Below are 23,602 nucleotides of genomic sequence, written 5' to 3'. Positions count from 1 at the left end.
TCGGTGCTTTCCGGTTCCCGCTCTCGCGTTTCCCTTCCGGCGTTTCCGACTCTATCAGATCCTCGCGGTGTCTGATTCCCAGTCAGCGGGTTTTGTCTTCGCGGCTGTTGGGCCGTTCCGACGAGTGAGACTTTAGCGGATTCCTGGCCCCCGAGCTAATCGGGGCTGCGTCCTCTCGAACGCGGATTCCTCATTTCGCAAATACGCACGCCAATACACACGACGACGGATCGTCGAGAGTTGGTTGGTACTTGCGGAATGGCTGTCCGGGGACCGACCGCAGTCGGCGCTCACGTCGGACAACTCGGAGAACACTACGTAGCGGGACCACGCGTGTCAACTCATGTCCCGGGGCCACCCCTGAGGCGTACGCTGGTCGGCATGACGACGACGCGTACGTACACCCAGCAGTGGTGGGCCGCCTGACGGCGGCCGTCCTACGTATGCGTTCAACGGCCGCCGCCTCGGCGGCCGTTCTTGTTTCTCCCTCCGGTACCTCCGAGGGGCGGCCGGTGAGGACGGCGGCCTCGATCGAGAGGTGGAGCAGGGATGAAGCGAGTGTTCAGCGGGGTCAAGCCGACCGGGCATCTCACGCTGGGGAACTATCTGGGAGCCATGCGGCAGTGGGCCGAGGTGGACCAGCATCGGGCCGACGCGCTCTTCTGCGTCGTGGACCTGCACGCGCTCACCGTCGACCACGATCCGGCACGGGTGCGGCGGCTGAGCCGGCAGGCGGCGACGCTGCTGCTGGCCGCGGGGCTGGATCCCGAGCTGTGCACTCTCTTCGTACAGAGCCATGTCGACGAGCACGCGCGGCTGTCGTACGTGCTGGAGTGCGTGGCGACCGACGGGGAGATGCGGCGCATGATCCAGTACAAGGAGAAGGCGGCGCGGGAGCGGGCGCGGGGCGGGAGTGTGCGGCTGTCCCTGCTGACGTATCCGGTGCTGATGGCCGCCGACATCCTGGCGTACGGGACCGACGAGGTGCCGGTGGGGGACGACCAGGCGCAGCACGTCGAGCTGACGCGCGATCTGGCGCTGCGGTTCAACCAGCGGTACGGGCAGACGTTCGTGGTGCCGAGGGCGACGGTGCCGGCGGTCGGGGCGCGGGTGATGAATCTGCAGGAGCCGGCCTCGAAGATGGGGAAGAGCGACGACTCCGGGCCCGGCATCGTCTATCTGCTGGACGAGCCCGAGGTGGTGCGGAAGAAGGTCATGCGGGCGGTGACCGACAGCGGGCAGGAGGTCGTGTACGACCGGGCGGGGCGGCCGGGGGTCGCGAATCTGCTGGAGATTCTCGCTGCGTGCACGGGTGGGAACCCTGAGTCACTGGCGGCCGTTCATCAGTCGTACGGCGCTTTGAAGAAGGACACCGCGGAGGCGGTGATCGAGGTGCTGAGGCCGGTGCGGGCCCGGCATCAGGAGCTGTGCGCGGATCAGGGATATGTGGAGGGGGTGCTGCGCGATGGCGCGGAGAAGGCTCGGGCGATGGCGCGGCCGACGGTGGACGCCGCCTATCGGGCGATCGGGCTGCTGCCGGCTGAGACGGGGGCGGTGCTGAACGCGGCGCGGTAGGCGCGGGGGCTGGTAGCGAGGCGCGATGCGAAGTGCTGGCGCATCGTGACCTCGCTGCCGAAGCCGGCGCGGCGGGCGACCTCGGGCATGGGGAGGTCGGTGCGTTCGAGGAGTTTCTGGGCGGCGGCGATGCGCTGGTCGAGGAGCCAGCGCAGGGGTGTGGTGCCGGTTTCGGCGGTGAAGTGGCGGGCGAAGGTGCGGGGGGCCATGCGTGCGTGGGCTGCCAGGTCGGCGACGGTGAGCGGTTCGTGCAGGTGGCGCAGGGCGTGTTCGCGGACGGCGGCGAGGGTGTCGGCGTCTCGGTCGGTGCGCGGGGTGGGGCGCTCGACGAACTGGGCCTGGGTGCCGGTGCGGAAGGGGGCGGTGACCATGGAGCGGGCGATGGTGGCGGCGGCTTCGGCGCCGTGGGAGCGGCGGACGAGGTGGAGGCAGAGGTCGATGCCGGCGGCGGTGCCGGCTGCGGTCCAGATGTTGTCGTCCTCGATGAAGAGGGCGTCGGGGACGACATCGACACGGGGGTGGTGGGTGCGCAGGAGGTCGATGAGGTTCCAGTGGGTGATGGCGCGGCGGCCGTCGAGGAGGCCGGCCTGGGCGAGGGTGAAGGCGCCGCCGCAGAGGGCGGCGAGGGTGGTGCCGCGGGCGTGGGCGCGGCGGAGGGCGTCGAGGACGGGGGCGGGTGCGGGGGTGAGGTGGTCGTCGAGGCCGGGGACGACGACGAGGTCGGCTCGGTGCAGCCAGGTGAGGGTGCGGTCGGGCAGGAGGGCCATGCCGCCGCGCATGGGAACGGGGGTGGTGGTGTCGGTGGCGACCCGGCGGAGGTCGAAGGCGGGGGCGCCGCGGTCGGTGCGGTCGGTTCCCCAGACCTCGGTGATGACGGAGACGTCGAAGGCGCGGATGCCGGGGAAGGCGAGCAGGGCGACGCGGTACGGGTCTGCCATGGGTGGCAGTAAACCATCGATCGCTGACTTCTGGACGTCTGGGGCGGAGGCCTCGGCGGCGGCAGGATCGTCGGCATGGACATCGCGGAGAACGCAGCACTGGTGGTCGTGGACGTGCAGAAGGGCTTCGAGGAGGCCGGCTTCTGGGGTCCGCGGAACAACCCGGGGGCGGATGAGAACATCGCCGCCCTGATCGACGTATGGCAGGCGACGGGGCGGCCGGTCGTGTTCGTACGGCATGACTCGCCGAAGGCGCTGTCGCCGTTGCGGCCGGGGTACGCCGGCAATGAGCTGAAGGAGTACGTGGAGCGGCGGCGGGGGAAGGGGAGCGGGCCTGAGCTGTTTCTGACGAAGACGGTGAACTCGGCGTTCCTGGGGACGCCGGATCTCGGGGCGTGGCTGAGGGAGGCCGGGATCTCGCAGCTGGTGCTGATCGGGATCCAGACCAACATGTGCGTGGAGACGACCGCGCGGATGGGCGGGAACCTGGGGTACGACGTGGTCGTACCGCTGGATGCCACGCACACGTTCGATCTGGTGGGGCCGTTCGGCTGGCGGCGTACGGCCGATGAGCTTGCGCAGGCGTCGGCGGTGTCGCTGCACGGGGGCGGGTTCGCGCGGGTGGTGACCACCCAGGAGGTGGTGGACGCGGCGGGGTGACCGCCCCCGGGGGCGGGTGGGTGTCAGTCCTTCTTGCCGGAGGCCAGTTCGCGGCTGCGGTCGCGAGCGGCTTCGAGGGCGGCGATGAGGGCGGCTCGTACGCCGTGGTTCTCGAGTTCGCGGATGGCGCTGATGGTGGTGCCTGCGGGGGAGGTGACGTTCTCGCGGAGCTTGACCGGGTGTTCGCCGCTGTCGCGGAGCATCGTGGCGGCGCCGATGGCGGACTGGACGATCAGGTCGTGGGCCTTGTCGCGGGGCAGGCCGAGGAGGATGCCGGCGTCGGTCATGGCCTCGACGAGGTAGAAGAAGTACGCCGGTCCGGAGCCGGACAGGGCCGTGCAGGCGTCCTGCTGGCTCTCGGGGACGCGGAGGGTCTTGCCGACGGCGCCGAAGATCTCCTCGGCGTGGGCGAGGTGCTCGGCGGTGGCGTGGGTGCCGGCGGAGATGACGGACATGGCCTCGTCGACGAGGGCGGGGGTGTTCGTCATGACGCGGACGACGGGGGTGCCGGCGGTGAGGCGTTCCTCGAAGAAGGAGGTGGGGATGCCGGCGGCGCCGCTGATGACCAGGCGGTCGGCGGGGACGTGCGGGGCGAGTTCGTCGAGGAGGGCGCCCATGTCCTGGGGCTTGACCGTGAGGATCAGGGTGTCGGCGGTCTTGGCGGCTTCGGCGTTGGTGACGGGGGTGACTCCGTAGCGGGAGCGGAGTTCCTCGGCGCGCTCGGGGCGGCGGGCGGTGACCAGGAGGTCGGCCGGGGTCCAGCCGCCGCGGATCATTCCGCTGAGCAGGGCTTCGCCGATCTTGCCGGTGCCGAGGACTGCGACTTTCTGGCTCATGCGGTTCAGTCTGGCACCGGCGGTGGGGGGTGCGGGGCGGCTGTCCGGTGGGCGGACTCGCTGTGCGGGGTCATGCCGTCCGGCGTCGTAGCGTCGCCGCGCCCAGGCACAGCACCAGCATCGCGCTGCCCGCGACCACCAGGGCGACCCGGACGAAGGCGGCGGTCATGTCGGTGTGTTTGAGGACCTCGTTCATGCCGTCGACCGCGTACGACATGGGGAGGGCGTCGGAGATGGCCTCCAGGGCGGGGTGCATGTTCTCGCGGGGGGTGAAGAGGCCGCAGAGGAGGAGCTGGGGAAAGATCACCGCCGGCATGAACTGGACGGCCTGGAACTCGGAGGCGGCGAACGCCGAGACGAAGAGGCCGAGGGCGGTGCCGAGGAGGGCGTCCAGGAGGGCCACGAGGAGCAGGAGCCAGGGGGAGCCGATGACGTCCAGGCCCAGGAACCACAGGGCGAGGCCGGTCGCCAGCGCCGACTGGATGATCGCGAGGGTGCCGAAGGCGAGGGCGTAGCCGGCGATCAGATCTCCCTTGCCGAGGGGCATGGCGAGGAGGCGTTCGAGGGTGCCGGAGGTGCGTTCGCGCAGGGTGGCGATCGAGGTGACCAGGAACATCGTGATCAGCGGAAAGATGCCGAGGAGGGATGCGCCGATGCTGTCGAAGGTGTGCGGGCTTCCGTCGAAGACGTAGCGCAGCAGGATCAGCAGCAGGCAGGGGATGAGGATCAGCAGGGCGATCGTGCGGGGATCGTGGCGCAGTTGGCGCAGGACGCGGGCGGCGGTGGCGAGGGTGCGGGAGGGGTTCAGGGGGGCGCTGGGGGTGGGGGCCGCGGTGGGGGCTGCGGGGGCGCTCACGGTGTCTTCTCCTTCGCGTGCGTCTGCTCGGCTGTCGCGGCCTGGTCGACCAGGTGGAGGAATGCCTCTTCGACCGTGGCCGTGCCGGTGTGGTCGCGCAGGGCGTCGGGGGTGTCGTCGGCGAGGATCTCGCCCTCGCGCATGAGGAGGAGGCGGTGGCAGCGCTCGGCCTCGTCCATGACGTGGGAGGAGATGAGGAGGGTGGTGCCGCGGGTGGCGGCGAGGTCGTGGAAGAGGTTCCACAGGTCGCGGCGCAGGACGGGGTCGAGGCCGACGGTCGGTTCGTCGAGGACGAGCAGCTGGGGGGTGCCGAGGAGGGCGACGGCGAGGGAGACGCGGCTGCGCTGGCCGCCGGAGAGGTTGCCGGCGAGGGCGTCGCGGTGGGAGGTGAGGTCGACGTCGGTGAGGACGCGGTCGACGTCGTGGTGCCGCTCGGCCGTGGAGGCGCCCGGGGAGAGGATCGCGGCGAAGTAGTCGAGGTTCTGGCGGATCGTCAGGTCGTCGTAGACGGAGGGGGCCTGGGTGACGTAGCCGATGCGGGTGCGCAGGGTGGGGTGGCCGGCCGGGTGGCCGAGGACGTCGAGGGTGCCGGTGACCTTGGCCTGGGTGCCGACGATGGACCGCATGAGGGTCGTCTTGCCGCAGCCGGAGGGGCCGAGGAGGCCGGTGACCTGACCGCGCGGGACGGTGAAGGTGAGGCCGCGGAGGACTGTGCGGGGGCCGCGTACGACGGTGAGTCCCTGGCCTCGGACGGCGGGGCCGGTCTGGGGGTCCGTGTCGGGCGGACGCGATGAATTCATCATGCGATGATTAAATTCCCGGAGTGGGGGGTCACGTCAAGTGGCCGGGAGGGGGGAGTGCGTGGGGCGGTGGGCCCAGCCGGTCGGCGGGGGCGCCGGGCTGTCCCGGGCGGGGGGGGCCGCGCGGCGGGCGGCGTCACCGGGGGTGCCTGTGTCGCGGTCCGAGGGAGCGCGCCAGGCGAAGAGGTGTGCGCCGTTCATGTGCTTCCTCGGTCGCCTCGATGCCTCAGGGAGCCGGTGCGGGGGTGAGCGGCGCTACCGATAATGGAATTCATGCGCGGCCGGGCGGGGTCCGGTCGTGTTGCCGTGCCCTCCCCCGGTGCGGCGCCCACGCATCTCCCGTGGACCCGACCGGAGGTGCCGTCGTCATGCGTCGTGGCTTGTGTCGTGGCCTGTACAAGGCCGATCTGTTCGCTTCTCTCGTCGTCTTCCTCGTCGCGCTCCCCCTGTGCGTCGGGGTCGCCATGGCCTCCGGTGTGCCCGCGGAGCTGGGGTTGGTCACCGGCATCGTCGGCGGTCTGGTCGCCGGCGCGCTGCCCGGCAGCAGCCTTCAGGTGAGCGGGCCGGCGGCCGGACTGACCGTCCTGGTCTATGAGGCCGTGCACACGTACGGCCTTGAGGTGCTCGGTGTCGTGGTGCTCGCCGCCGGACTGGTGCAGCTGGGGCTGGGGGCGCTGCGGCTCGGGCGGTGGTTCCGGGCCGTGTCCGTGGCCGTCGTGCAGGGGATGCTCGCCGGGATCGGGCTGGTGCTGGTCGCCGGGCAGGTCTACGGGCTGGGGGACGCGGCGGCTCCCGCTGGCGGTCTCGGGAAGCTGGCGGGGCTGGTGTCGCTGCCGGGGCGGGCGGATCCGGTGGCGTTGTCAGTGGGGGGTGTCACGATGGTCGTGCTGGTGCTGTGGGGGCGATGGCGGCGGGGCGCCCGGCTGATGCCGGCGCCGCTGGTGGCCGTGGCGGTGGCGGCGGCGGTGACCGGGGTGCTCGATCTGGAGGTGCGCCGGGTCGAGGTGCGCGGGCTGGTGGACGCCGTGCGGGTGCCCGGGGTGGCGGACTTCGGACGGCTGACGGAAGTGGGGGTGATCGGGACCGTTGTGGCGTTCGCGCTGATCGCGTCGGCGGAGTCGCTGTTCAGCGCGGCGGCGGTGGACGTGATGCACGACGGCCGGCGCACGGACTACGACCGGGAGCTGATGGCCCAGGGCGCGGGGAACGCGATCTGCGGGCTGCTGGGCGCGCTGCCGATGACGGCGGTCATCGTGCGCAGTGCGGCGAATGTGCGGGCCGGGGCACGCACCAAGGCCTCGCGACTGCTGCACGGCGTGTGGCTGCTGTTGTTCACCGCGGTCGTGCCCGGGGTGCTGGGGGTGATTCCGGTGGCCGCGCTGGCGGCACTGCTGGTGCACGCCGGCTGCAAGCTCGTGCCGGTGCGGGAGGCGCGGGCACTGTGGCGGGGGCATCGCGGGGAGGTCGTGGTGCTGGGGGTGACGGCGGTGGCGATCGTCGTGGGGAACCTGTTCGAGGGGGTGCTGGTCGGGCTGGCGCTGGCGGTGGCGAAGACCGCGTGGGAGATCAGCCATGTGCACATCGAGACGGAGGACCGGGGGGACGCGGGGATCGTCGTGCGCGTGCTGGGGCACGCCACGTTCCTGCGGCTGCCGAAGCTGGTGGACACCCTGGACGCGCTGGAGGCGGAGCTGCCGAGGGACCGGGAGGTGCGGCTGGAACTGGGCGGGCTCAGGCATGTGGACCACGCGTGCGCGGCGGCGCTGGAGGAGTGGGCCGCAGGGCGGGGTCTGGAGGGGTGGGGCGCGGGGCGGGGTCAGGCCGTGGTGGCCACCAGCAACTCCACCTCGTAGACCTCCTCCACCGTGCCCTCCGTGAAGAGGGACAGCAGGTGGGAGCGCTCCTCGGCGAGGAAGGCGCGGCTGGACTCCTCGTCGTGGACCAGGAAGACGGAGTGGCTGCCGAGGTTGGCGAGGTGCGTGTCGACGGGGACGACGCGGCTCCAGCGGACGCGGCGGTGGGCGAAGTCGAGGCGGCCGGTGGGGTCGGCCACGCGGGGCGTGCTCGTGGACCGCTTCTCGCGGGCCGCGTCGACGGCGAAGTGCCGCTCGATCCGCCGCTGCTGCGCCTCGATCCACGGCACGTCGAGGGCGCTGGTGTTCCACCACAGCGCGAGGGCGCCGCCGGGTCGCAGCACGCGCACCGCTTCCGGGACGGCGCGGGCCGGGTCGGTCCAGTGCCAGGACTGGGCGTAGGTGAGGAGGTCGAAGGAGGCGGTGGCGAGGGGCAGGTGGTTGCCGTCACCGCGTACGACGGGCACGCCCGGGAGGGTGCGGCGGAACTGTTCGGCCATGCCCTCCCCCGGCTCGACGGCGACGACCCGCGCGTCGCGGGCCCGCAGCAACGCGGTCGCGATCCCGGTCCCGGCCCCGACATCGCCCACCCGCGCCCCGGCGAGGGGACGGCCGGCCAGGTCCTCGATGGCGTCGAGAAGGGCGGGCGGATAGGAGGGCCGGTTGGCGGCGTACTGGGCCGCGGCGGCGTCGAAGGAACGGGCGCGGGCGGCGTGGAAGGCGGTCGTCATACGGCCATGGTGGCGCCGTTGCGTGCAGAGGGCAGGCGATTTTGCGGGAACGGGCACGGGCGGCGCGCCGGGCGCGCCCTGGTGCGTGTTGGTGCGTCCTGGGGCGGGCGGCTCTTCGGTCAGGGGCGTTTGCGCTTCTTCGAGGGGTTGCCCGTGCGGCGGGTGGCGCGCTTCTCGTATTGCTTGAGGGCTGCCTCGTACTCCTCGCGGTGCAGTTTCTCGCCCGGGGCCTCGGTGAGGGAGCGGAAGAAGTAGGCGAGGAGCGAGCCGACGAAGCCGATGGCCAGCAGACCGCGCAGGGACGCCTGGCGGTCGGGGTCGGGGCGCTTGGAGAAGCCGTCCCAGGTGTGCCGGAAGGCGAGCGCGCTGCAGATCGCGAACATCACGACCACGAGCACGGTGACGAAGCTGCCGATGTCGGCGATCTCCACGCCCTGGTAGGCGAAGCGGAGGACGAGGCAGGAGACGGCCGCGGCCACGAGGGAGCCGACGGCCACGCCCGCGCGGCGGACCGCGTAGCCGTCGTCGTGGTTCACCCAGGTGGTCCCGAAGAAACGCAGGGGCTCGGGGCGGGGGCCGCCGGCCGAGCCGGTGCCACCCGGAGTGGCCCGGGATCCCGCCCCCGAGTCCGGGGTGCCGTTTTCGTCGCTCACGGGACGATTATGGCCGGGACGGGGGGCGGGTCGATCGACCGGGTGCCGGTGCCGCGGGGCCCGGCCGGGGCCGGCGCGGCGTCGGTCCCCGCGGTGTCACATGGCGCAGCGCGCGGCGACGTAGCCGTCGGTGCCCGTGTGCACGTACGCGTCCGAGACGAACTCACCGCTGCCGATGTTGTCCCAGATGTTCGTCGTGCCGTAGGAGCCCGACACCGTCGTTCCCGGCGTCTGGCAGAAGATGGGCACCTTCGTGCCCTCGGGCAGGACCTTGACGCACGGGTAGCTGGTCCCGGGGCCGCTGCGGACGTTCAGCCGGACGCCCGGAGCGACCGGGTAGTACTGCAGGGCCATCGTCGTGACGGCCTCCGCCTCTGCGGCGCTTGCGGTCTCCTCGACACGGTCGACAGACATGAAAAACCTCCCCCGTTGCACCCCATGAACGCCATGGGGCCACAGTGATTCCCGGACGACGCACCCTGAAACACCTGTACGTCATTCGCACGCGGAGGCTAGCAAGCCGCCTCGGTCTCGTACGAGTCATCGACTAGGCTCCGTGCGTCGCGCGCGCGGACGAAGAGCACGGGGGTGGTCCATGACGCCACAGCGCAACACCGGAGCGGGCGCGGAAGCGGAACTTCCGGAGTACGTCGGTCACTACCGCCTGGAGTCGTCCCTCGGCTCGGGCGGCATGGGTGTGGTCCATCTGGCCCGCAGCACCTCGGGCATGAAGCTCGCGGTCAAGGTCGTGCACGCCGAGTTCGCCAGGGATCCCGAGTTCAGGGGCCGCTTCCGGCAGGAGGTGGCCGCCGCACGCCGGGTCAGCGGCGCCTTCACCGCGCCCGTCGTGGACGCCGACCCGGAGGCCGAACGGCCCTGGATGGCGACCCAGTTCATCCCCGGCCCGACCCTCGCCGACCATGTGAAGCGGAACGGTCCCATGGCCGCGGGCGAGGTACGGCGGCTGATGGCCGGGCTCGCGGAGGCGCTGCGCGACATCCACCGGGTCGGGGTCGTGCACCGGGATCTGAAGCCGAGCAATGTGATGCTCGCCGACGACGGCCCCAAGGTGATCGACTTCGGCATCTCCCGGCCGAAGGACAGCGAACTGCGCACCGAGACCGGCAAGTTGATCGGCACACCGCCCTTCATGGCGCCGGAGCAGTTCCGGCGGCCGCGCGAGGTCGGGCCGGCGGCGGACATTTTCGCGCTGGGTTCGGTGATGGTGCACGCGGCGACCGGTCGGGGGCCGTTCGACTCCGACAGCCCGTACATCGTCGCCTACCAGGTCGTACACGACGAGCCCGACCTGACCGGCGTACCGGCGAACCTCGCTCCCCTGGTGCTGCGGTGCCTCGCGAAGGAGCCGGAGGAGCGGCCCACACCGGACGAACTGATGCGCGAACTGCGGTCGGTGGCGGCGTCGTACGACACGCAGGCGTTCATACCGACACAGCGGTCGGAAGACGGGCAGGCAGGGCCGGGGGGCGAGAAGGGGTCTGCGACCACTCATCGGCGCGTACCGGTGGCCGATGCCGCGAGTGTCGCGGCAGGTGGCGCGTCCGGTCGTGCGGCGCGTGGCGGGCCTGGTGCGCGGCCGAAGCGGTCACGTCGCCGTACCCGGGCCGTGCTCGCCGCGACGGCGCTGGCGCTGGTCGCGGGCGGCGGTTTCGCCACCGCGCGGCTGCTCGACGACCCCAGCGAGGCCACGACCCGCAGCCCCAACGGGAGTTCGTCCACGTCGGACGGCTTCACGTCATGGGCGACCCGGCCCGCGGGTGAGACGCGCGGCGGACTGCCGCAGTGCGTGTACGGCGCGCGGAAGGTGCTGTGCGTGCAGGAGGGGCTGGTGTCCGCGCTCGATCCCGCCGACGGTCGGGTGCTGTGGCGGCACAGTCTCGCCGCGGGGGCCTCGCCCAGCGGGGCGCCGGTTCTCGCGGGCGGCCTGGTGCAGGTGCTCACGCACTCGGGCAAGCGGATCATGGCCCTCGATCCGGCGTCCGGGGCGACGCGCTGGCAGCGAAACGTATCGGCGTACGGCGGCGTACGGTTCGTGGGCGGCACCCTGCTGCTCACCGGGGCCGACGGCACCGTGACGGGCGTCGACGCCGCGACGGGGCAGACGAGGTGGAGCCGCGCGATTCCGGGGCAGGGCGCGCCCCTGTTCGTGTCGTTCCCGAAGGATCCGCTCGCGTACGCGACGACCACGGCCGCGGGCGGCACGCACACGCGTGTCACGGCGGTCGATCCGGCCACCGGTGACGTGCGGTGGGAGGAGCGGCTGAGCGGCACGCTCACCCCCGCCGGTTCCACCGACGGCCGTCTGGTCCTGCTCTCCGCGGCCGGGGACGGGGAGTACGGCAATGTCGGTGCGGTGGTCCGCTACGACCCCGTGGCCAGGACGTCGGCCCGGGTCAAGCTGGCCGTGGGACTGCCGTACGCGCGTGCCGCCGTGTATCAGGACCGGGTCTATCTGCTGTCCTTCGACGGCGCGCTGGTGGCCCTGGACATGGCCAAGGGGAAGCAGGTCTGGTCGCTGCAGACGTCCGTGAGCCGCGGGTCGACGCCCGGCGCCGACGGCACGCACGTGTACTTCAGCGCGGCCGACGGGCGGCTGCTGGCCGTGGACGCGCGCGCGGGCAAGCTCGTCGGGCAGACGGCACTGCGGGCGGGGGCGGCCACGAACGGGGTCGTCCCCACCCTGGCCCCGCCCGCGACGGCCGACAGCCGCGTCTACGCCGGCGCCCCCGACGGCACCGTCTTCGCCGTCGACGGGCGCGATCCGGCCGGATGGTGACGTACGGAGGGGCCGCCTCCTGAGGGAAGCGGCCCCTACGGCGTCGTACGGCGGTCGTACGGCGTCGCCTCGCGCGCGGTCAGCCCAGCTTGGACACGTCCCGGACCGCGCCCTTGTCCGCGCTCGTCGCCATCGCGGCGTAGGCGCGCAGGGCCGCGGAGACCTTGCGGGTGCGGTTCCTCGGGGCGTACACGCCGTTGAGCGACTCCTCGCGGCGGGTCAGCTCGGCGTCGTCGACCAGCAGCTCGATCGTGCGGTTGGGGATGTCGATGCGGATGCGGTCGCCGTCCTCGACGAGCGCGATCGTGCCGCCGGAGGCCGCCTCGGGCGAGGCGTGGCCGATCGACAGGCCCGACGTGCCGCCGGAGAAGCGGCCGTCGGTGATCAGCGCGCAGGTCTTGCCCAGGCCGCGGCCCTTGAGGAAGGACGTCGGGTAGAGCATCTCCTGCATGCCGGGGCCGCCCTTGGGGCCCTCGTAGCGGATGACGACGACGTCGCCGTGGGTGATCTGCTTGTTGAGGATCTTCTCGACGGCTTCCTCCTGCGATTCGCAGACCACCGCCGGACCCTCGAAGGTCCAGATCGACTCGTCGACGCCGGCCGTCTTCACCACGCAGCCGTCGACCGCCAGGTTGCCCCGCAGGACGGCCAGGCCGCCGTCCTTGGAGTACGCGTGCTCGACGCTGCGGATGCAGCCGTTCTCGGCGTCCTCGTCGAGCGTCTCCCAGCGCTCCGACTGGGAGAACGCCTCGGCGGAGCGGACGCAGCCGGGGGCAGCGTGCCACAGCTCGACGGCCTCGGGGGACGGGGAGCCGCCGCGGACGTCCCAGGTCTTCAGCCAGTCCGCCAGGGACGCGCTGTGGACCGAGTAGACGTCCTCGTTGAGCAGGCCGGCGCGGTGCAGTTCGCCGAGCAGCGCCGGGATGCCGCCGGCGCGGTGCACGTCCTCCATGTAGTACGTGCGGTCCTTGGCGACGTTCGGGGCGACCTTGGCGAGGCACGGGACGCGGCGCGAGACGGCGTCGATCTGCTCCAGGCCGAAGGGCACGCCCGCCTCCTGGGCGGCCGCCAGCAGGTGCAGGATCGTGTTGGTGGAGCCGCCCATCGCGATGTCCAGCGCCATCGCGTTCTCGAAGGCGGCGAAGGACGCGATCGATCGGGGCAGGACCGTCTCGTCGTCCTGCTCGTAGTAGCGGCGGGTGATGTCCATGACCGTGCGGGCCGCGTCGACGTAGAGGCGCTTGCGGGCCGTGTGCGTGGCCAGGACCGAGCCGTTGCCGGGGAGGGAGAGGCCGATCGCCTCGGTGAGGCAGTTCATCGAGTTGGCGGTGAACATGCCGGAACAGCTGCCGCAGGTCGGACAGGCGTTCTCCTCGATACGGAGGATGTCCTCGTCCGAGATCTTGTCGTTCACCGCGTCGGAGATCGCGTCGACCAGGTCGAGGGTGCGGACCGTGCCGTCGACGAGCGTGGCGCGGCCGGCCTCCATGGGGCCGCCGGAGACGAAGACCGTCGGGATGTTCAGGCGGAGCGCCGCCATCAGCATGCCGGGCGTGATCTTGTCGCAGTTGGAGATGCAGACCAGGGCGTCGGCGCAGTGGGCCTCGACCATGTATTCGACGGAGTCCGCGATCAGGTCGCGCGAGGGCAGGCTGTAGAGCATGCCGCCGTGGCCCATCGCGATGCCGTCGTCCACGGCGATCGTGTTGAACTCGCGCGGGATGCCGCCGGCCTCGACGATGGCCTCGCTGACGATCCGGCCGACCGGCTGGAGGTGGGTGTGGCCGGGCACGAACTCGGTGAAGCTGTTCGCCACCGCGATGATGGGCTTCCGGCCGATGTCCGCACCGGGTACACCGGAGGCGCGCATAAGGGCGCGGGCGCCCGCCATGTTGCGGCCGTGGGTGACTGTGCGGGACCTCAGCTCGGGCATCGTCGCTCGCTCCTTCGGAGAATTCTGGCTACGTCGAGCGTACGCCGCTCATCCAGCGTTCGGGACGCACTGTCCGGAATGCGGGACGGGTGTCTCGGGGAGCCGGAGTTCCGGGGGTCAGCGGCCGGTCGGATGTCCCTGGTTCTGGGGTTCAGCGTCCGGTCAGATGTCCCTGTACGACCGGTGCCACGCGCGCGATGATCTGCTCCACGTCCGCCGAGGCCAGCGGGTCCAGCTTGATCACGTAACGGAGCATCGCGCACCCCACGAGCTGGGCGGCCGCCAGCTCGGCGCGCAGCTCCGCGTCCGGCAGGTCGAGCTGGGCGGCGACGCGGCGCAGCAGCTGGGAGGCGACCAGCCGGCGGAAGACGGCGGCGGCCGCCTCGTTGTTCACGGCGGACCGGAGGATCGCGAGCAGGGGCGCACGGGTGGTGGGGTTCTCCCAGACGCCGAAGAGGAAGCGGGTGAACCGCTCGCCGACGCCGTCCAGCGGGCCCTCGGCGATCGTCTCCGGCGCGTTCAGCGCGGGCGCGAAGGCGAGTTCGACGGCGGCCTCGAAGACCTGTTCCTTGGTGCCGAAGTAGTGGTGGACGAGCGCCGAGTCGACCCCGGCGGCCTTGGCGATGCCGCGTACGGACGTCTTCTCGTAGCCGTGCTCGGAGAACTCGGCGCGGGCGGTGTCGAGGATGCGGGCCCGGGTGTCGACGGGCTCCGTGCGCCGGGGGCGGCCGCGTCTGCGGGGGCGGGGGGCGGGGGCGGTCGGCTCGGACACGTCCGTCACCGCCGGGGCACCCGGACGGCCGAGGCCAGGTGGAGGCGGGTGAAGGCCAGCGCCTCGGCGAGGTCGGCCTCGCGCTCCGCGCTGGACATCGCGCGCCGGGTGTTGACCTCGATGACGACATGCCCGTCGAACCCGGTCAGCGCGAGCCGCTCCAGCAGCTCGGCGCAGGGCTGGGTGCCGCGGCCGGGGACGAGGTGCTCGTCCTTGTTGGAGCCGAGGCCGTCGGCGAGGTGGACGTGGCCGAGACGGTCGCCCATGCGGTCGACCATGTGCAGGGCGTCCGTACGGGCCGTCGCCGCGTGGCTGAGGTCGATCGTGAAGTGCCGGTAGTCGTCCTTGGTGACGTCCCAGCCGGGCGCGTAGGCGAGCACCTCGCGGTCGCGGTAGCGCCAGGGGTACATGTTCTCGACGGCGAACCGCACGTCCGTCTCGTCGGCCATCCGCCAGATGCCCCGCACGAAGTCGCGCGCGTACTGGCGCTGCCAGCGGAACGGCGGGTGTACGACGACCGTCGTCGCCCCGAGCTTCTCGGCGGCCGCGCGGGCGCGCTGGAGCTTGGTCCAGGGGTCGGTGGACCAGACCCTCTGAGTGATGAGGAGACACGGCGCGTGGACTGCGAGGATCGGGACGCGGTGGTAGTCGCTGAGGCGGCGCAGGGCGTCGATGTCCTGGCTGACGGGGTCGTTCCACACCATGACCTCGACGCCGTCGTACCCGAGGCGCGCGGCGATCTCGAAGGCCGTCGCCGTCGACTCCGGATACACCGAGGCCGTGGACAACGCGACCTTCGCATCCGGGATGCGCACCACTGGTTCTGCCACGAGGGACAGCGTACGGTCCTCCGCTCCGCGCCGGGGGCAGGTCCCTGTGCGGCCCCTGCGGACCCACGGCAATCGGCCACGCGCGCGTGGGGCGGGGAAGAGGAAGGGGGTTCTTGACGGCGTACGGTCATTCGAGCATGTGAGCGGGGGGTCGGGGGTGGGGGTCCGCATCTGGCGCGGCCGTCGTCCCACGCCTGCCGGCGTCGCCGGGCATCGGGCGACGGGTCTGCGGGACGGGGGGTTGGGGTGGCGCAGTTCACGCCGGGGCGCGCTTGGTGGGGGGCAGTTCACGCCGGGTGCGCAGTTCAAGGCGGGCGCGCTGGGCGGGGGGCGCAGTTCAAGGCGGGTGCGCTTGACCCGGGGCGCAGTTCAAGGCGGGCGCGCTTGGCGGGGGCCTGTGGATGCACCGGGTGCCGGGGGCGCCGTTGATGCCCTGCCCGCCCATGCCCCGCCGGGCCCCATCGATGCCCTGCCTTGCCCACACATGCCCGCCGCCGGGGCCCACCGGCCACGCCCTGCCGCCGATGCCCTGCTCGCCCAGCGCCGCCACCCGGGCCCGCTGCCCATGCCCCGCCGCCAGGGCCATCAAGGCCCCGCCTGCCCACCCATGCGTGGCCGAGGCCCCATCAACGCCCCGCCTGCCCACCCATGCGTGGCCGGGGCGCCATCAACGCCCCGCCTGCCCGCCCATGCGTGGCCGGGGCCTCATCGATGCCCCGCGTGCCCACCCATGCCCACCGCCACGACCCAGGCCCATGCCCCGCCGCCAACCCCCGCCGGCACCCGACCGGTGCCCTCGCAGAGCTCGGTGCCGCCTTCCCCTCAGTTCTGCGGCATGTGGTCCAGTCTGCGCAGGATCACGCCCTCCCTCAGGGCCCACGGGCAGATCTCCAGGGTTTCCACGCCGAAGAGGTCCATCGCGCCCTCGGCGACCAGAGCGCCGGCGAGGAGCTGGCCGGAGCGGCCCTCCGAGACGCCGGGGAGTTCGGCGCGCTGGGCGCTGGTCATGCCGGCCAGGCGCGGCACCCACGCCTCCAGGGACTCCCGCTTGAGTTCGCGCTGGATGTACAGGCCCTCGGCGGAGCGCGCGGCGCCGGCGATACGGGCGAGCTGCCGGAAGGTCTTGGACGTGGCGACCACGTGGTCCGGCGCCCCGAAGCGGCTGAACTCGCCGACGGTACGGGCGATCTGCGCCCGCACATGCCGTCGTAGCGCCCTTATGTCGTCCGGATCGGGCGGATCGCCGGGCAGCCAGCCCGCGGTGAGACGGCCCGCGCCCAGCGGCAGCGACACCGCCGCGTCGGGCTCCTCGTCGATGCCGTAGGCGATCTCCAGCGAGCCCCCGCCGATGTCCAGGACGAGCAGCTTGCCGGCGGACCAGCCGAACCAGCGGCGTGCGGCGAGGAAGGTGAGCCGGGCCTCCTCCGGCCCGCTGAGCACCTGGAGCTCGACGCCGGTCTCGGCCTGCACGCGCGCGAGGACGTCGTCGGCGTTGGTGGCCTCGCGCACGGCCGAAGTCGCGAACGGCAGCAGATCCTCGACGCCCTTGTCCTCGGCGGCCTGGAGCGCCTCGTGGACGACGTCGATCAGTTTGCCGATCCCGTCGGGGCCGATCGAGCCGTCTTCGTCGAGCAGCTGGGCGAGGCGCAGTTCCGCCTTGTGCGAGTGCGCGGGCAGCGGGCGCGCGCCTGGGTGCGCATCCACGACCAGCAGATGCACCGTGTTCGATCCCACGTCGAGGACACCGAGTCTCATGCGAGGAACGCTACTGCCAGCCACGCCGTCCTCGGCCCCCGGAGCGGTGCCGGGAATCCGCCCGGGCGACTTACCCTGGACGCGTGCCAAAGACGAAAAAGGCGAAGGACGAAAAGGCGACCAAGGCGAAGAAGGCCGACAAGTCGACCGAATCGTCCAGGGTGCTCTCGCAGCCGAAGGCCCCGAAGAAGGCGAAGCAGGCGCCGATGGGCCGGCAGGCCCGCACGGCCGACGAGAAGGGCCTCGACTTCGCGCGCGCGTGGGTGGAGTTCCCGGACCCGGCCGACGACGAGCAGGTCTTCCGCTGCGACCTGACCTGGCTGACCTCCCGCTGGAACTGCATCTTCGGCAGCGGCTGCCAGGGCATCCAGGCGGGGCGCGCGGACGACGGCTGCTGCACCCTGGGCGCCCACTTCTCCGACGAGGACGACGAGAAGCGCGTCGCCGAGCACGTGGCGCGGCTCACGCCGGAGATCTGGCAGCACCACGCCGAGGGCACGAAGCACGGCTGGATCTCCGAGGACGACGAGGGTTCCCGCCAGACGCGCCCGTACAAGGGCTCGTGCATCTTCCAGAACCGCCCCGGGTTCGCCGGCGGCGCGGGCTGCTCGCTTCACATCCTCGCCCTCAAGGAGGGCCGCGAGCCCCTGGAGACCAAGCCGGACGTCTGCTGGCAGCTGCCGATCCGGCGGACGTACGACTGGATCGACCGGCCCGACGACACGCGCGTGCTCCAGGTGTCGATCGGCGAGTACGACCGCCGCGGCTGGGGCCCGGGCGGCCACGACCTGCACTGGTGGTGCACCTCGGCGACCTCGGCGCACGGCGCGGGCGACCCGGTGTACGTCTCCTACCGCCCGGAGCTGACCGAGCTGATGGGCAAGGCCGGTTACGACCGTCTGGTCGAGCTGTGCGAGGAGCGCCTGGCGTCGCAGTTGCCCCTGCTGGCCCCGCACCCGGCGGACCCGGTCAACGGCTGATCCAGAGTGATCCAGGGGGCCTCCCTCGCCCGGCCCCGCGCGCCGTTACGACGACGGCCCGGACGGGTTCTGGCCGGGATCCCCGCCGTCGCCGGGCGGGGTCGACGGGTCCCCCGGGGCGGGAGGGGACGACTCGCCGGACGTGGGCTGCGGGTCGGGCGACGACGGTGGATCGCTCTGCGGGGGATCGGTGGGCGCGGAGTCGGTCGGTGTCGGGTCCGGGTCGGGCGACGCCGGCGGGGATCCGGGACCGCCGGGGCCGGGGTCCGAGGGGTCCGGGTCGCCCGGGACGGGCGCGGTGCCGTATCCGGCGATCGACACGAGCGAGCCCGCCGGAGCGATCGCCACGCGCGCGTTCCAGTACCCGGCGGGTTCGCGCAGCGGGTCGACGTACACCTTGAGGGTCACCGACTCGCCGGGCGCGAGGGTGCCCGTGGAACGGCTCAGGTAGAGCCAGGCGGCGCCGGTGGTCGCGGACCAGTGGACGGGACCGCCGCCGTCCTTCGCCGCGGTCAGGGTGATCAGCGTGGTGTCGCCGCTGCTCCCGGCGGTCACCGTGAGCCGCCCGGCGCCCTTGCCGCCCGCGCCGATGACGCTGATGACCTCCACGGACACGTCCGCCCCGTGGCCGCCGTCGAGGCCCGCGCCGGGGCGCGTACTGGCGTTCCCGGCGTTCTCGTAGCCGCCCGCCGCCTCTCCGTCGAGGCCGTCGGGGCCCCGCGCCTCGCTGGCGCTGGCGGCGCGGCCGTCGACGCCGTCGGCGGTCGGGGTGCCTCGGTAGGCGGCCCACACGGCGAGGACGGGCGCGGCGACGACGGTGGCGACGACGGTCGTCGTGACGGCACGCGCGCGCAGGCGGTCCCGGCGGGCCGCGCGGTCCTTCGGGTCCATCGGGAAGCCGCGCCGGTCGAAGCGGGGCGTGGCGGCCCCCCGCGCGCGGGGGACGTGCGCCATGGCGGCGTGCAGGGCCGCGCGGGGGGCTTCCAGGACGGGCAGCTCGGCGGGTGTGACCGTGTCGCCGGGCCACCGGCCGGGGACGGCGCGCTCGGCGGCGCGGCGGCAGCGCGGGCAGTCGTCGACGTGCCGGACGAGCTCGCGGCGCAGGGCGGCGCTGAGCACCAGCTGCTGATCTCCGGTGAGGCGGGCCACGCCGGGACAGCCGCCGGTCTCGACGACGGCGAGCGCCGCGCGCGTGCGCTCGACCTCGCAGGCGGCGGAGGCGAGGAGTTCGCGGGCGGCGGCGAGGTCCATGCCGAGGACGGCGGCGACCTCGTGGGCGGCGAGCCGGTGGCGCACGGCGAGTTCGAGCGCCTCGCGCTGCTCCGGGGTGGTGCCGGCCGCCTCCGGCCAGGCGAGCAGGGCGAGTTCGCGGCGGCGCCGCTCCCGGGTCTCCTCGGAGACGGGCGGGGCGGCGGGCTGCGGGGCGGACGGGCGGTGGGTGCCGGGGCGGCCGGCCGCGTGCGTGCCCTGACGTTTCTGCTTGGCCTCGGCCAGCTTGCGCAGGCACGCCCAGCGGGCCAGCGCGTACAGCCAGGCCCTGCGCTCCCCGCCGGCCTCGGGGACACGCTGTCCCCGCCTCTCGGCGAGCGCGAGGACGTCCCCCAGCGCGGTGGTGGCCGCGTCGTGGTCGCACAGCACCGACAGGCAGTAGGTGAACAGGCCGTCCAGGTAGGGCTCGTAGCGTGCGGGCGGGCGCTGGGCCAGCGTGCGCGCCGCGGCGCGATCGCGCGCCTCCCGTTGCGCCCGGTGTGCGCCGGTCGTGCGGGTCGAGGTCTCCGGACTGCTGCTCATCACCCGTGCGACCGTAGGCGGCCCGGAACGGCCTCCTCCCGCGCCTTGAGCCGTTTTCCTCCGTACGGGTGAAACGATCCCTCATATGGGCACGGGAACCTCTCGTTCCGGGGCTCGTTCGGGGCGGGTGTGACCGATTTGCGGCGGGTGCTGACGGTTTGGGGCGGGTGGGGCGCGGCGCGGCCGCGAGCGGCGCACAGGACGGTGTCCGTCCACAGCCGCGCCGCGTTGTCAGACCCGCCGGTTACGGTTTCCCCATGGCTGCCCGTACCAAGACCACCAAGGACCGGCCCTCCTACCGCTGCACGGAATGCGGCTGGCAGACGGCCAAGTGGCTCGGCCGCTGCCCCGAATGCCAGGCATGGGGCACGGTCGAGGAGTACGGCGCGCCGGCGGTCCGTACGACGGCGCCCGGCCGCGTCACCTCCTCCGCCCTGCCCATCGGCCAGGTCGACGGTCGCCGCGCCACCGCCCGCTCCACCGGCGTGCCGGAGCTGGACCGCGTCCTGGGCGGCGGCCTCGTCCCCGGCGCCGTCGTGCTGCTCGCGGGCGAACCCGGCGTCGGCAAGTCCACCCTCCTGCTGGACGTGGCGGCCAAGTCAGCGAGCGACGAGCACCGCACGCTCTATGTGACGGGCGAGGAGTCCGCGAGCCAGGTCCGGCTGCGCGCCGACCGCATCGGCGCCCTCGACGACCACCTGTATCTGGCCGCCGAGACCGATCTCGCGGCCGTTCTCGGCCATTTGGACGCCGTGAAGCCGTCGCTGCTGATCCTCGACTCGGTGCAGACGGTCGCCTCCCCGGAGATCGACGGCGCGCCCGGCGGCATGGCCCAGGTCCGCGAGGTGGCGGGCGCCCTGATCCGCGCCTCCAAGGAGCGCGGGATGTCCACGCTCCTCGTGGGCCACGTCACCAAGGACGGCGCGATCGCCGGCCCGCGCCTGCTGGAGCACCTCGTCGACGTCGTCCTGCACTTCGAGGGCGACCGGCACGCGCGCCTGCGCCTCGTGCGCGGCGTCAAGAACCGCTACGGCGCGACGGACGAGGTCGGCTGCTTCGAACTGCACGACGAGGGCATCACGGGCCTCGCCGACCCGAGCGGCCTCTTCCTGACCCGACGTGACGAACCGGTCCCCGGCACCTGCCTGACGGTCACGCTGGAGGGCCGCCGTCCCCTGGTCGCCGAGGTGCAGGCGCTCACCGTCGATTCGCAGATCCCGTCCCCGCGCCGTACGACCTCCGGCCTGGAGACCTCGCGCGTGTCCATGATGCTGGCCGTCCTGGAGCAGCGCGGCCGCATCAGCGCGCTCGGCAAGCGGGACATCTACTCGGCGACGGTCGGCGGGGTGAAGCTCTCGGAGCCCGCCGCCGACCTCGCGATCGCGCTCGCGCTGGCCTCCGCCGCGAGCGACACTCCGCTGCCCAAGAACCTCGTCGCGATCGGCGAGGTGGGCCTCGCGGGCGAGGTCAGACGGGTGACGGGCGTGCAGCGCCGGCTCGCGGAGGCGCACCGCCTGGGCTTCACGCACGCCCTCGTGCCGGGCGATCCGGGCAGGGTCCCGGCCGGTATGAAGGTGCTGGAAGTCGCCGACATAGGGGACGCCCTGCGGGTCCTGCCGCGGTCGCGTCGCCGAGAGGCCCCACAGGAGGCGGAGGACCGCCGGTAGACTTTGCCCTGGTCTCGCCCGTCCGTACGAACCGAGTGCGCGAAACGGGAGCACCCCAGAACCTGCGACCGGAGGAGTGCAGTGGCAGCCAACGACCGGGCAGCGGCTCCCGGAAAGTCCGGTGGGAGTGCCGGTTCCGATGGCCTGATGCGCGCCTCGCTGAGCGCCGTGGCACCCGGCACAGCCCTGCGGGACGGCCTTGAGCGCGTCCTGCGCGGCAACACCGGCGGTCTCATCGTGCTGGGCTCCGACAAGACCGTCGAGGCGATGTGCACGGGCGGCTTCGTGCTGGACGTGGAGTTCTCCGCGACCCGGCTGCGCGAGCTGTGCAAGCTGGACGGCGGCATCGTTGTCTCCTCGGACCTGTCGAAGATCCTGCGCGCGGGCGTGCAGCTGGTGCCGGACCCGACGATCCCCACGGAGGAGACGGGCACCCGGCACCGTACGGCGGACCGGGTCTCCAAGCAGGTCGGCTTCCCGGTCGTCTCGGTCTCCCAGTCGATGCGGCTGATCGCCCTGTACGTCGACGGCCAGCGCCGGGTCCTGGAGGACTCGGCGGCGATCCTGTCCCGCGCGAACCAGGCGCTGGCGACCCTGGAGCGCTACAAGCTCCGCCTGGACGAGGTCGCGGGAACGCTGTCCGCGCTGGAGATCGAGGACCTGGTGACGGTCCGCGACGTGTCGGCGGTCGCACAGCGTCTGGAGATGGTCCGCCGGATCGCCACCGAGATCGCCGAGTACGTGGTGGAGCTGGGCACGGACGGACGCCTCCTCGCCCTCCAGCTCGACGAGCTGATCGCGGGCGTGGAGCCGGAGCGCGAGCTGGTCGTCCGGGACTACGTGCCCGAGCCGACGGCCAAGCGCTCCCGCACGGTCGACGAGGCCCTCTCCGAGCTCGACGCGCTCACGCACGCGGAGCTTCTCGAACTGTCCACGGTGGCCCGCGCGTTGGGCTACACCGGTTCCCCCGAGGCGCTCGACTCGGCGGTCTCCCCGCGCGGGTTCCGTCTGCTGGCCAAGGTGCCGCGCCTGCCCGGCGCGATCATCGACCGCCTGGTGGAGCACTTCGGCGGCCTCCAGAAGCTGCTCGCGGCCAGCGTGGACGACCTCCAGACGGTGGACGGCGTGGGCGAGGCCCGCGCCCGCAGCGTCCGCGAGGGCCTGTCCCGCCTGGCGGAGTCGTCGATCCTGGAGCGCTACGTCTAGGGCGGTCGCCCTCAGTCGTCCTCCAGGACGAATGACGTCTGGGTCTTGGTGAAGCCCGGTGCCTTGGCCTCCACCAGGTAGGTCGCGGCCTTGGCCACCCCCGCCGGAGGCGTCGCGCACTCCGGCGCGCTCGGCTTGCGGTCCCACTTCACGGTGTACGTGAAACCGCCCCCGGCCGGCACCCGGTACAGCAGGCTGCCGGAGACCTTGGGGCAGTCGGCCGACGACCAGTAGCTCTCGCTCGCCCCGGTCCGAGTGATCGTCAACACGGCGTTCTTCGGCCCGAGATCGATCTTGCAGTCGTTCGCGGAGCTGTTCTTCGCGACGAGTTGGAAGGTGGGCGTCTGATCGGGCGAGTACGTGTTGCGCACGCTGCGCAGGGTCAACGTCACCACGCTGGGCGTGCAGTTGGGCAGTGTCGTCCCCGCGGGCAGCGTCGTACCCGTACCGCCGCCCCCGGCCGATCCGTCGACGGAACCGGCGGAACCGGACGTGTCGCCGTTGCCGTCGTCGCCGCCACCGGCCTCACCGGACCCCGTACCGGCGGAACCGCCGCTGCCGCCGGTGTCCGCACCGGTCGACTCGTCGCGCCCGCCGGGGTGTTGACTGATCGCCGGCCCCGAGCCGGACGGCCCCGGGGTGATCGAGGAGGCGGGATTCTTGCCGTTGGCCCCGCCGGCGTTGTTCTTGCCGCCCCCGCCGCCCGGGCCCACGATCCACGCGATCAGCAGCGCCAACAGGGCGACCACGGACAGCAGTACGACCCTCCGTCGCCAGTAGATGGAGGAGGGAAGCGGCCCGACCGGATTGCGCAGAGATCCCACGGCGCAAACTGTACGAGAGATCGCGGCGTTCGCCGTCCCCACCCGCCGCCGGGATCGACAACTTTTCCGGATCATCATCCCGGCCCCGGCCTCCCCACTCCCCTCTTCCGTCCCGCGCCGCGGCCCGGTGATCGCGGTCGGTGAC

At 72.7% G+C, this 23,602-nt stretch carries 20 protein-coding genes; 7 read left to right on the top strand and 13 right to left on the bottom strand.

Features of this window, described 5'->3' with window-relative positions:
* Positions 1-549 precede the first annotated feature (549 nt).
* Complete coding sequence (gene trpS, locus ACZ5NW_RS16365) at positions 550-1,575, top strand: tryptophan--tRNA ligase (RefSeq protein ID WP_468744472.1); 1,026 nt, start codon at positions 550-552, stop codon at positions 1,573-1,575.
* Here trpS and ACZ5NW_RS16360 read toward each other — a convergent pair.
* The gene (locus ACZ5NW_RS16360) at positions 1,515-2,513 is read right to left on the bottom strand and encodes a GlxA family transcriptional regulator (RefSeq protein ID WP_468744471.1); all 999 of its coding nucleotides are present in this window, start codon (positions 2,511-2,513) and stop codon (positions 1,515-1,517) included. The two genes, trpS and ACZ5NW_RS16360, sit on opposite strands and share 61 nt — an antisense overlap.
* A gap of 75 nt (positions 2,514-2,588) precedes the next feature.
* Between ACZ5NW_RS16360 and ACZ5NW_RS16355 the strand changes: the two genes are divergently transcribed.
* Positions 2,589-3,173 carry a cysteine hydrolase family protein gene (locus ACZ5NW_RS16355; protein ID WP_468744470.1) on the top strand — a complete coding sequence of 195 codons (585 nt, stop codon included), beginning with the start codon at positions 2,589-2,591 and terminating at the stop codon, positions 3,171-3,173.
* 23 nt (positions 3,174-3,196) lie between these two features.
* Here ACZ5NW_RS16355 and proC read toward each other — a convergent pair whose 3' ends face one another.
* The 3 genes from proC to ACZ5NW_RS16340 form a co-directional block, all read right to left on the bottom strand.
* Positions 3,197-4,009 (bottom strand): pyrroline-5-carboxylate reductase, encoded by an 813-nt coding sequence (proC, locus tag ACZ5NW_RS16350; protein ID WP_468744469.1) that lies wholly within the window; start codon positions 4,007-4,009, stop codon positions 3,197-3,199.
* 70 nt (positions 4,010-4,079) lie between these two features.
* Complete coding sequence (locus ACZ5NW_RS16345) at positions 4,080-4,865, bottom strand: ABC transporter permease (RefSeq protein WP_468744468.1); 786 nt, start codon at positions 4,863-4,865, stop codon at positions 4,080-4,082.
* Positions 4,862-5,668, bottom strand: a complete 807-nt coding sequence (locus ACZ5NW_RS16340) for an ABC transporter ATP-binding protein (protein ID WP_468744467.1) — start codon at positions 5,666-5,668, stop codon at positions 4,862-4,864. The genes ACZ5NW_RS16345 and ACZ5NW_RS16340 overlap by 4 nt, the downstream gene beginning before the upstream one ends.
* 365 nt (positions 5,669-6,033) lie before the next feature.
* Between ACZ5NW_RS16340 and ACZ5NW_RS16335 the strand changes: the two genes are divergently transcribed.
* Positions 6,034-7,518, top strand: a complete 1,485-nt coding sequence (locus tag ACZ5NW_RS16335) for a SulP family inorganic anion transporter (protein ID WP_468744466.1) — start codon at positions 6,034-6,036, stop codon at positions 7,516-7,518.
* On the opposite strand, the gene ACZ5NW_RS16330 is transcribed toward ACZ5NW_RS16335, so the two are convergent.
* The 3 genes from ACZ5NW_RS16330 to ACZ5NW_RS16320 all read right to left on the bottom strand — a co-directional run bounded on the left by ACZ5NW_RS16330 (position 7,482) and on the right by ACZ5NW_RS16320 (position 9,316).
* Positions 7,482-8,249, bottom strand: a complete 768-nt coding sequence (locus tag ACZ5NW_RS16330; RefSeq protein WP_468744465.1) for a class I SAM-dependent methyltransferase — start codon at positions 8,247-8,249, stop codon at positions 7,482-7,484. The two genes, ACZ5NW_RS16335 and ACZ5NW_RS16330, sit on opposite strands and share 37 nt — an antisense overlap.
* A 119-nt stretch (positions 8,250-8,368) precedes the next feature.
* Complete coding sequence (locus tag ACZ5NW_RS16325; RefSeq protein WP_468744464.1) at positions 8,369-8,902, bottom strand: EamA/RhaT family transporter; 534 nt, start codon at positions 8,900-8,902, stop codon at positions 8,369-8,371.
* 96 nt (positions 8,903-8,998) lie between these two features.
* Positions 8,999-9,316, bottom strand: a complete 318-nt coding sequence (locus tag ACZ5NW_RS16320; RefSeq protein ID WP_468744463.1) for an SH3 domain-containing protein — start codon at positions 9,314-9,316, stop codon at positions 8,999-9,001.
* Between the two features lie 181 nt (positions 9,317-9,497).
* On the opposite strand from ACZ5NW_RS16320, the gene ACZ5NW_RS16315 reads away from it, so the two are divergent.
* A complete protein-coding gene (locus tag ACZ5NW_RS16315; RefSeq protein ID WP_468744462.1) occupies positions 9,498-11,699 on the top strand; it encodes a protein kinase domain-containing protein in 2,202 nt (733 codons plus the stop codon).
* A gap of 79 nt (positions 11,700-11,778) precedes the next feature.
* Here ACZ5NW_RS16315 and ilvD read toward each other — a convergent pair whose 3' ends face one another.
* The 4 genes from ilvD to ACZ5NW_RS16295 all read right to left on the bottom strand — a co-directional run bounded on the left by ilvD (position 11,779) and on the right by ACZ5NW_RS16295 (position 16,989).
* Entirely contained in the window at positions 11,779-13,632 is a 1,854-nt protein-coding gene (gene ilvD, locus ACZ5NW_RS16310) for a dihydroxy-acid dehydratase (protein ID WP_468744461.1), read from the bottom strand.
* 151 nt (positions 13,633-13,783) lie between these two features.
* Positions 13,784-14,404, bottom strand: a complete 621-nt coding sequence (locus tag ACZ5NW_RS16305; protein ID WP_468744460.1) for a TetR/AcrR family transcriptional regulator — start codon at positions 14,402-14,404, stop codon at positions 13,784-13,786.
* A 5-nt stretch (positions 14,405-14,409) separates the two neighbouring features.
* Positions 14,410-15,234 carry a sugar phosphate isomerase/epimerase family protein gene (locus tag ACZ5NW_RS16300; RefSeq protein WP_468744459.1) on the bottom strand — a complete coding sequence of 275 codons (825 nt, stop codon included), beginning with the start codon at positions 15,232-15,234 and terminating at the stop codon, positions 14,410-14,412.
* An 822-nt stretch (positions 15,235-16,056) separates the two neighbouring features.
* Positions 16,057-16,989, bottom strand: coding sequence for a Ppx/GppA family phosphatase (locus tag ACZ5NW_RS16295; RefSeq protein ID WP_468744458.1), 933 nt, complete (start codon positions 16,987-16,989; stop codon positions 16,057-16,059).
* A 206-nt stretch (positions 16,990-17,195) separates the two neighbouring features.
* Between ACZ5NW_RS16295 and ACZ5NW_RS16290 the strand changes: the two genes are divergently transcribed.
* Positions 17,196-17,969, top strand: coding sequence for a DUF3109 family protein (locus ACZ5NW_RS16290; protein WP_468744510.1), 774 nt, complete (start codon positions 17,196-17,198; stop codon positions 17,967-17,969).
* A 45-nt stretch (positions 17,970-18,014) separates the two neighbouring features.
* Here ACZ5NW_RS16290 and ACZ5NW_RS16285 read toward each other — a convergent pair whose 3' ends face one another.
* Positions 18,015-19,760, bottom strand: a complete 1,746-nt coding sequence (locus ACZ5NW_RS16285) for a BACON domain-containing protein (protein ID WP_468744457.1) — start codon at positions 19,758-19,760, stop codon at positions 18,015-18,017.
* A gap of 257 nt (positions 19,761-20,017) precedes the next feature.
* On the opposite strand from ACZ5NW_RS16285, the gene radA reads away from it, so the two are divergent.
* Positions 20,018-21,427 (top strand): DNA repair protein RadA, encoded by a 1,410-nt coding sequence (gene radA / locus ACZ5NW_RS16280; protein WP_468744456.1) that lies wholly within the window; start codon positions 20,018-20,020, stop codon positions 21,425-21,427.
* Positions 21,428-21,508: 81 nt separating this feature from the next.
* Positions 21,509-22,633 carry a DNA integrity scanning diadenylate cyclase DisA gene (disA, locus tag ACZ5NW_RS16275; protein ID WP_468744455.1) on the top strand — a complete coding sequence of 375 codons (1,125 nt, stop codon included), beginning with the start codon at positions 21,509-21,511 and terminating at the stop codon, positions 22,631-22,633.
* Between the two features lie 11 nt (positions 22,634-22,644).
* Here disA and ACZ5NW_RS16270 read toward each other — a convergent pair whose 3' ends face one another.
* Positions 22,645-23,457, bottom strand: a complete 813-nt coding sequence (locus ACZ5NW_RS16270; RefSeq protein ID WP_468744454.1) for a hypothetical protein — start codon at positions 23,455-23,457, stop codon at positions 22,645-22,647.
* Positions 23,458-23,602 lie beyond the last annotated feature (145 nt).

It is taken from the genome of Streptomyces sp. NPDC032126, assembly GCF_055580085.1.
The sequence above is the reverse complement of the archived record's forward strand: the minus strand, read 5'-3'. Positions and strand labels throughout refer to the sequence as shown.

Coding starts and splice junctions, on each gene's coding strand:
- ilvD (WP_468744461.1), bottom strand. CDS start 13,632: ATGCCCGAGCTGAGGTCCCGCACAGTCACCCACGGCCGCAACATGGCG.
- ACZ5NW_RS16360 (WP_468744471.1), bottom strand. CDS start 2,513: ATGGCAGACCCGTACCGCGTCGCCCTGCTCGCCTTCCCCGGCATCCGC.
- ACZ5NW_RS16320 (WP_468744463.1), bottom strand. CDS start 9,316: ATGTCTGTCGACCGTGTCGAGGAGACCGCAAGCGCCGCAGAGGCGGAG.
- ACZ5NW_RS16330 (WP_468744465.1), bottom strand. CDS start 8,249: ATGACGACCGCCTTCCACGCCGCCCGCGCCCGTTCCTTCGACGCCGCC.
- ACZ5NW_RS16290 (WP_468744510.1), top strand. CDS start 17,196: ATGGGCCGGCAGGCCCGCACGGCCGACGAGAAGGGCCTCGACTTCGCG.
- trpS (WP_468744472.1), top strand. CDS start 550: ATGAAGCGAGTGTTCAGCGGGGTCAAGCCGACCGGGCATCTCACGCTG.
- ACZ5NW_RS16340 (WP_468744467.1), bottom strand. CDS start 5,668: ATGATGAATTCATCGCGTCCGCCCGACACGGACCCCCAGACCGGCCCC.
- ACZ5NW_RS16335 (WP_468744466.1), top strand. CDS start 6,034: ATGCGTCGTGGCTTGTGTCGTGGCCTGTACAAGGCCGATCTGTTCGCT.
- ACZ5NW_RS16315 (WP_468744462.1), top strand. CDS start 9,498: ATGACGCCACAGCGCAACACCGGAGCGGGCGCGGAAGCGGAACTTCCG.
- proC (WP_468744469.1), bottom strand. CDS start 4,009: ATGAGCCAGAAAGTCGCAGTCCTCGGCACCGGCAAGATCGGCGAAGCC.
- radA (WP_468744456.1), top strand. CDS start 20,018: ATGGCTGCCCGTACCAAGACCACCAAGGACCGGCCCTCCTACCGCTGC.
- ACZ5NW_RS16355 (WP_468744470.1), top strand. CDS start 2,589: ATGGACATCGCGGAGAACGCAGCACTGGTGGTCGTGGACGTGCAGAAG.
- ACZ5NW_RS16295 (WP_468744458.1), bottom strand. CDS start 16,989: ATGAGACTCGGTGTCCTCGACGTGGGATCGAACACGGTGCATCTGCTG.
- ACZ5NW_RS16285 (WP_468744457.1), bottom strand. CDS start 19,760: ATGAGCAGCAGTCCGGAGACCTCGACCCGCACGACCGGCGCACACCGG.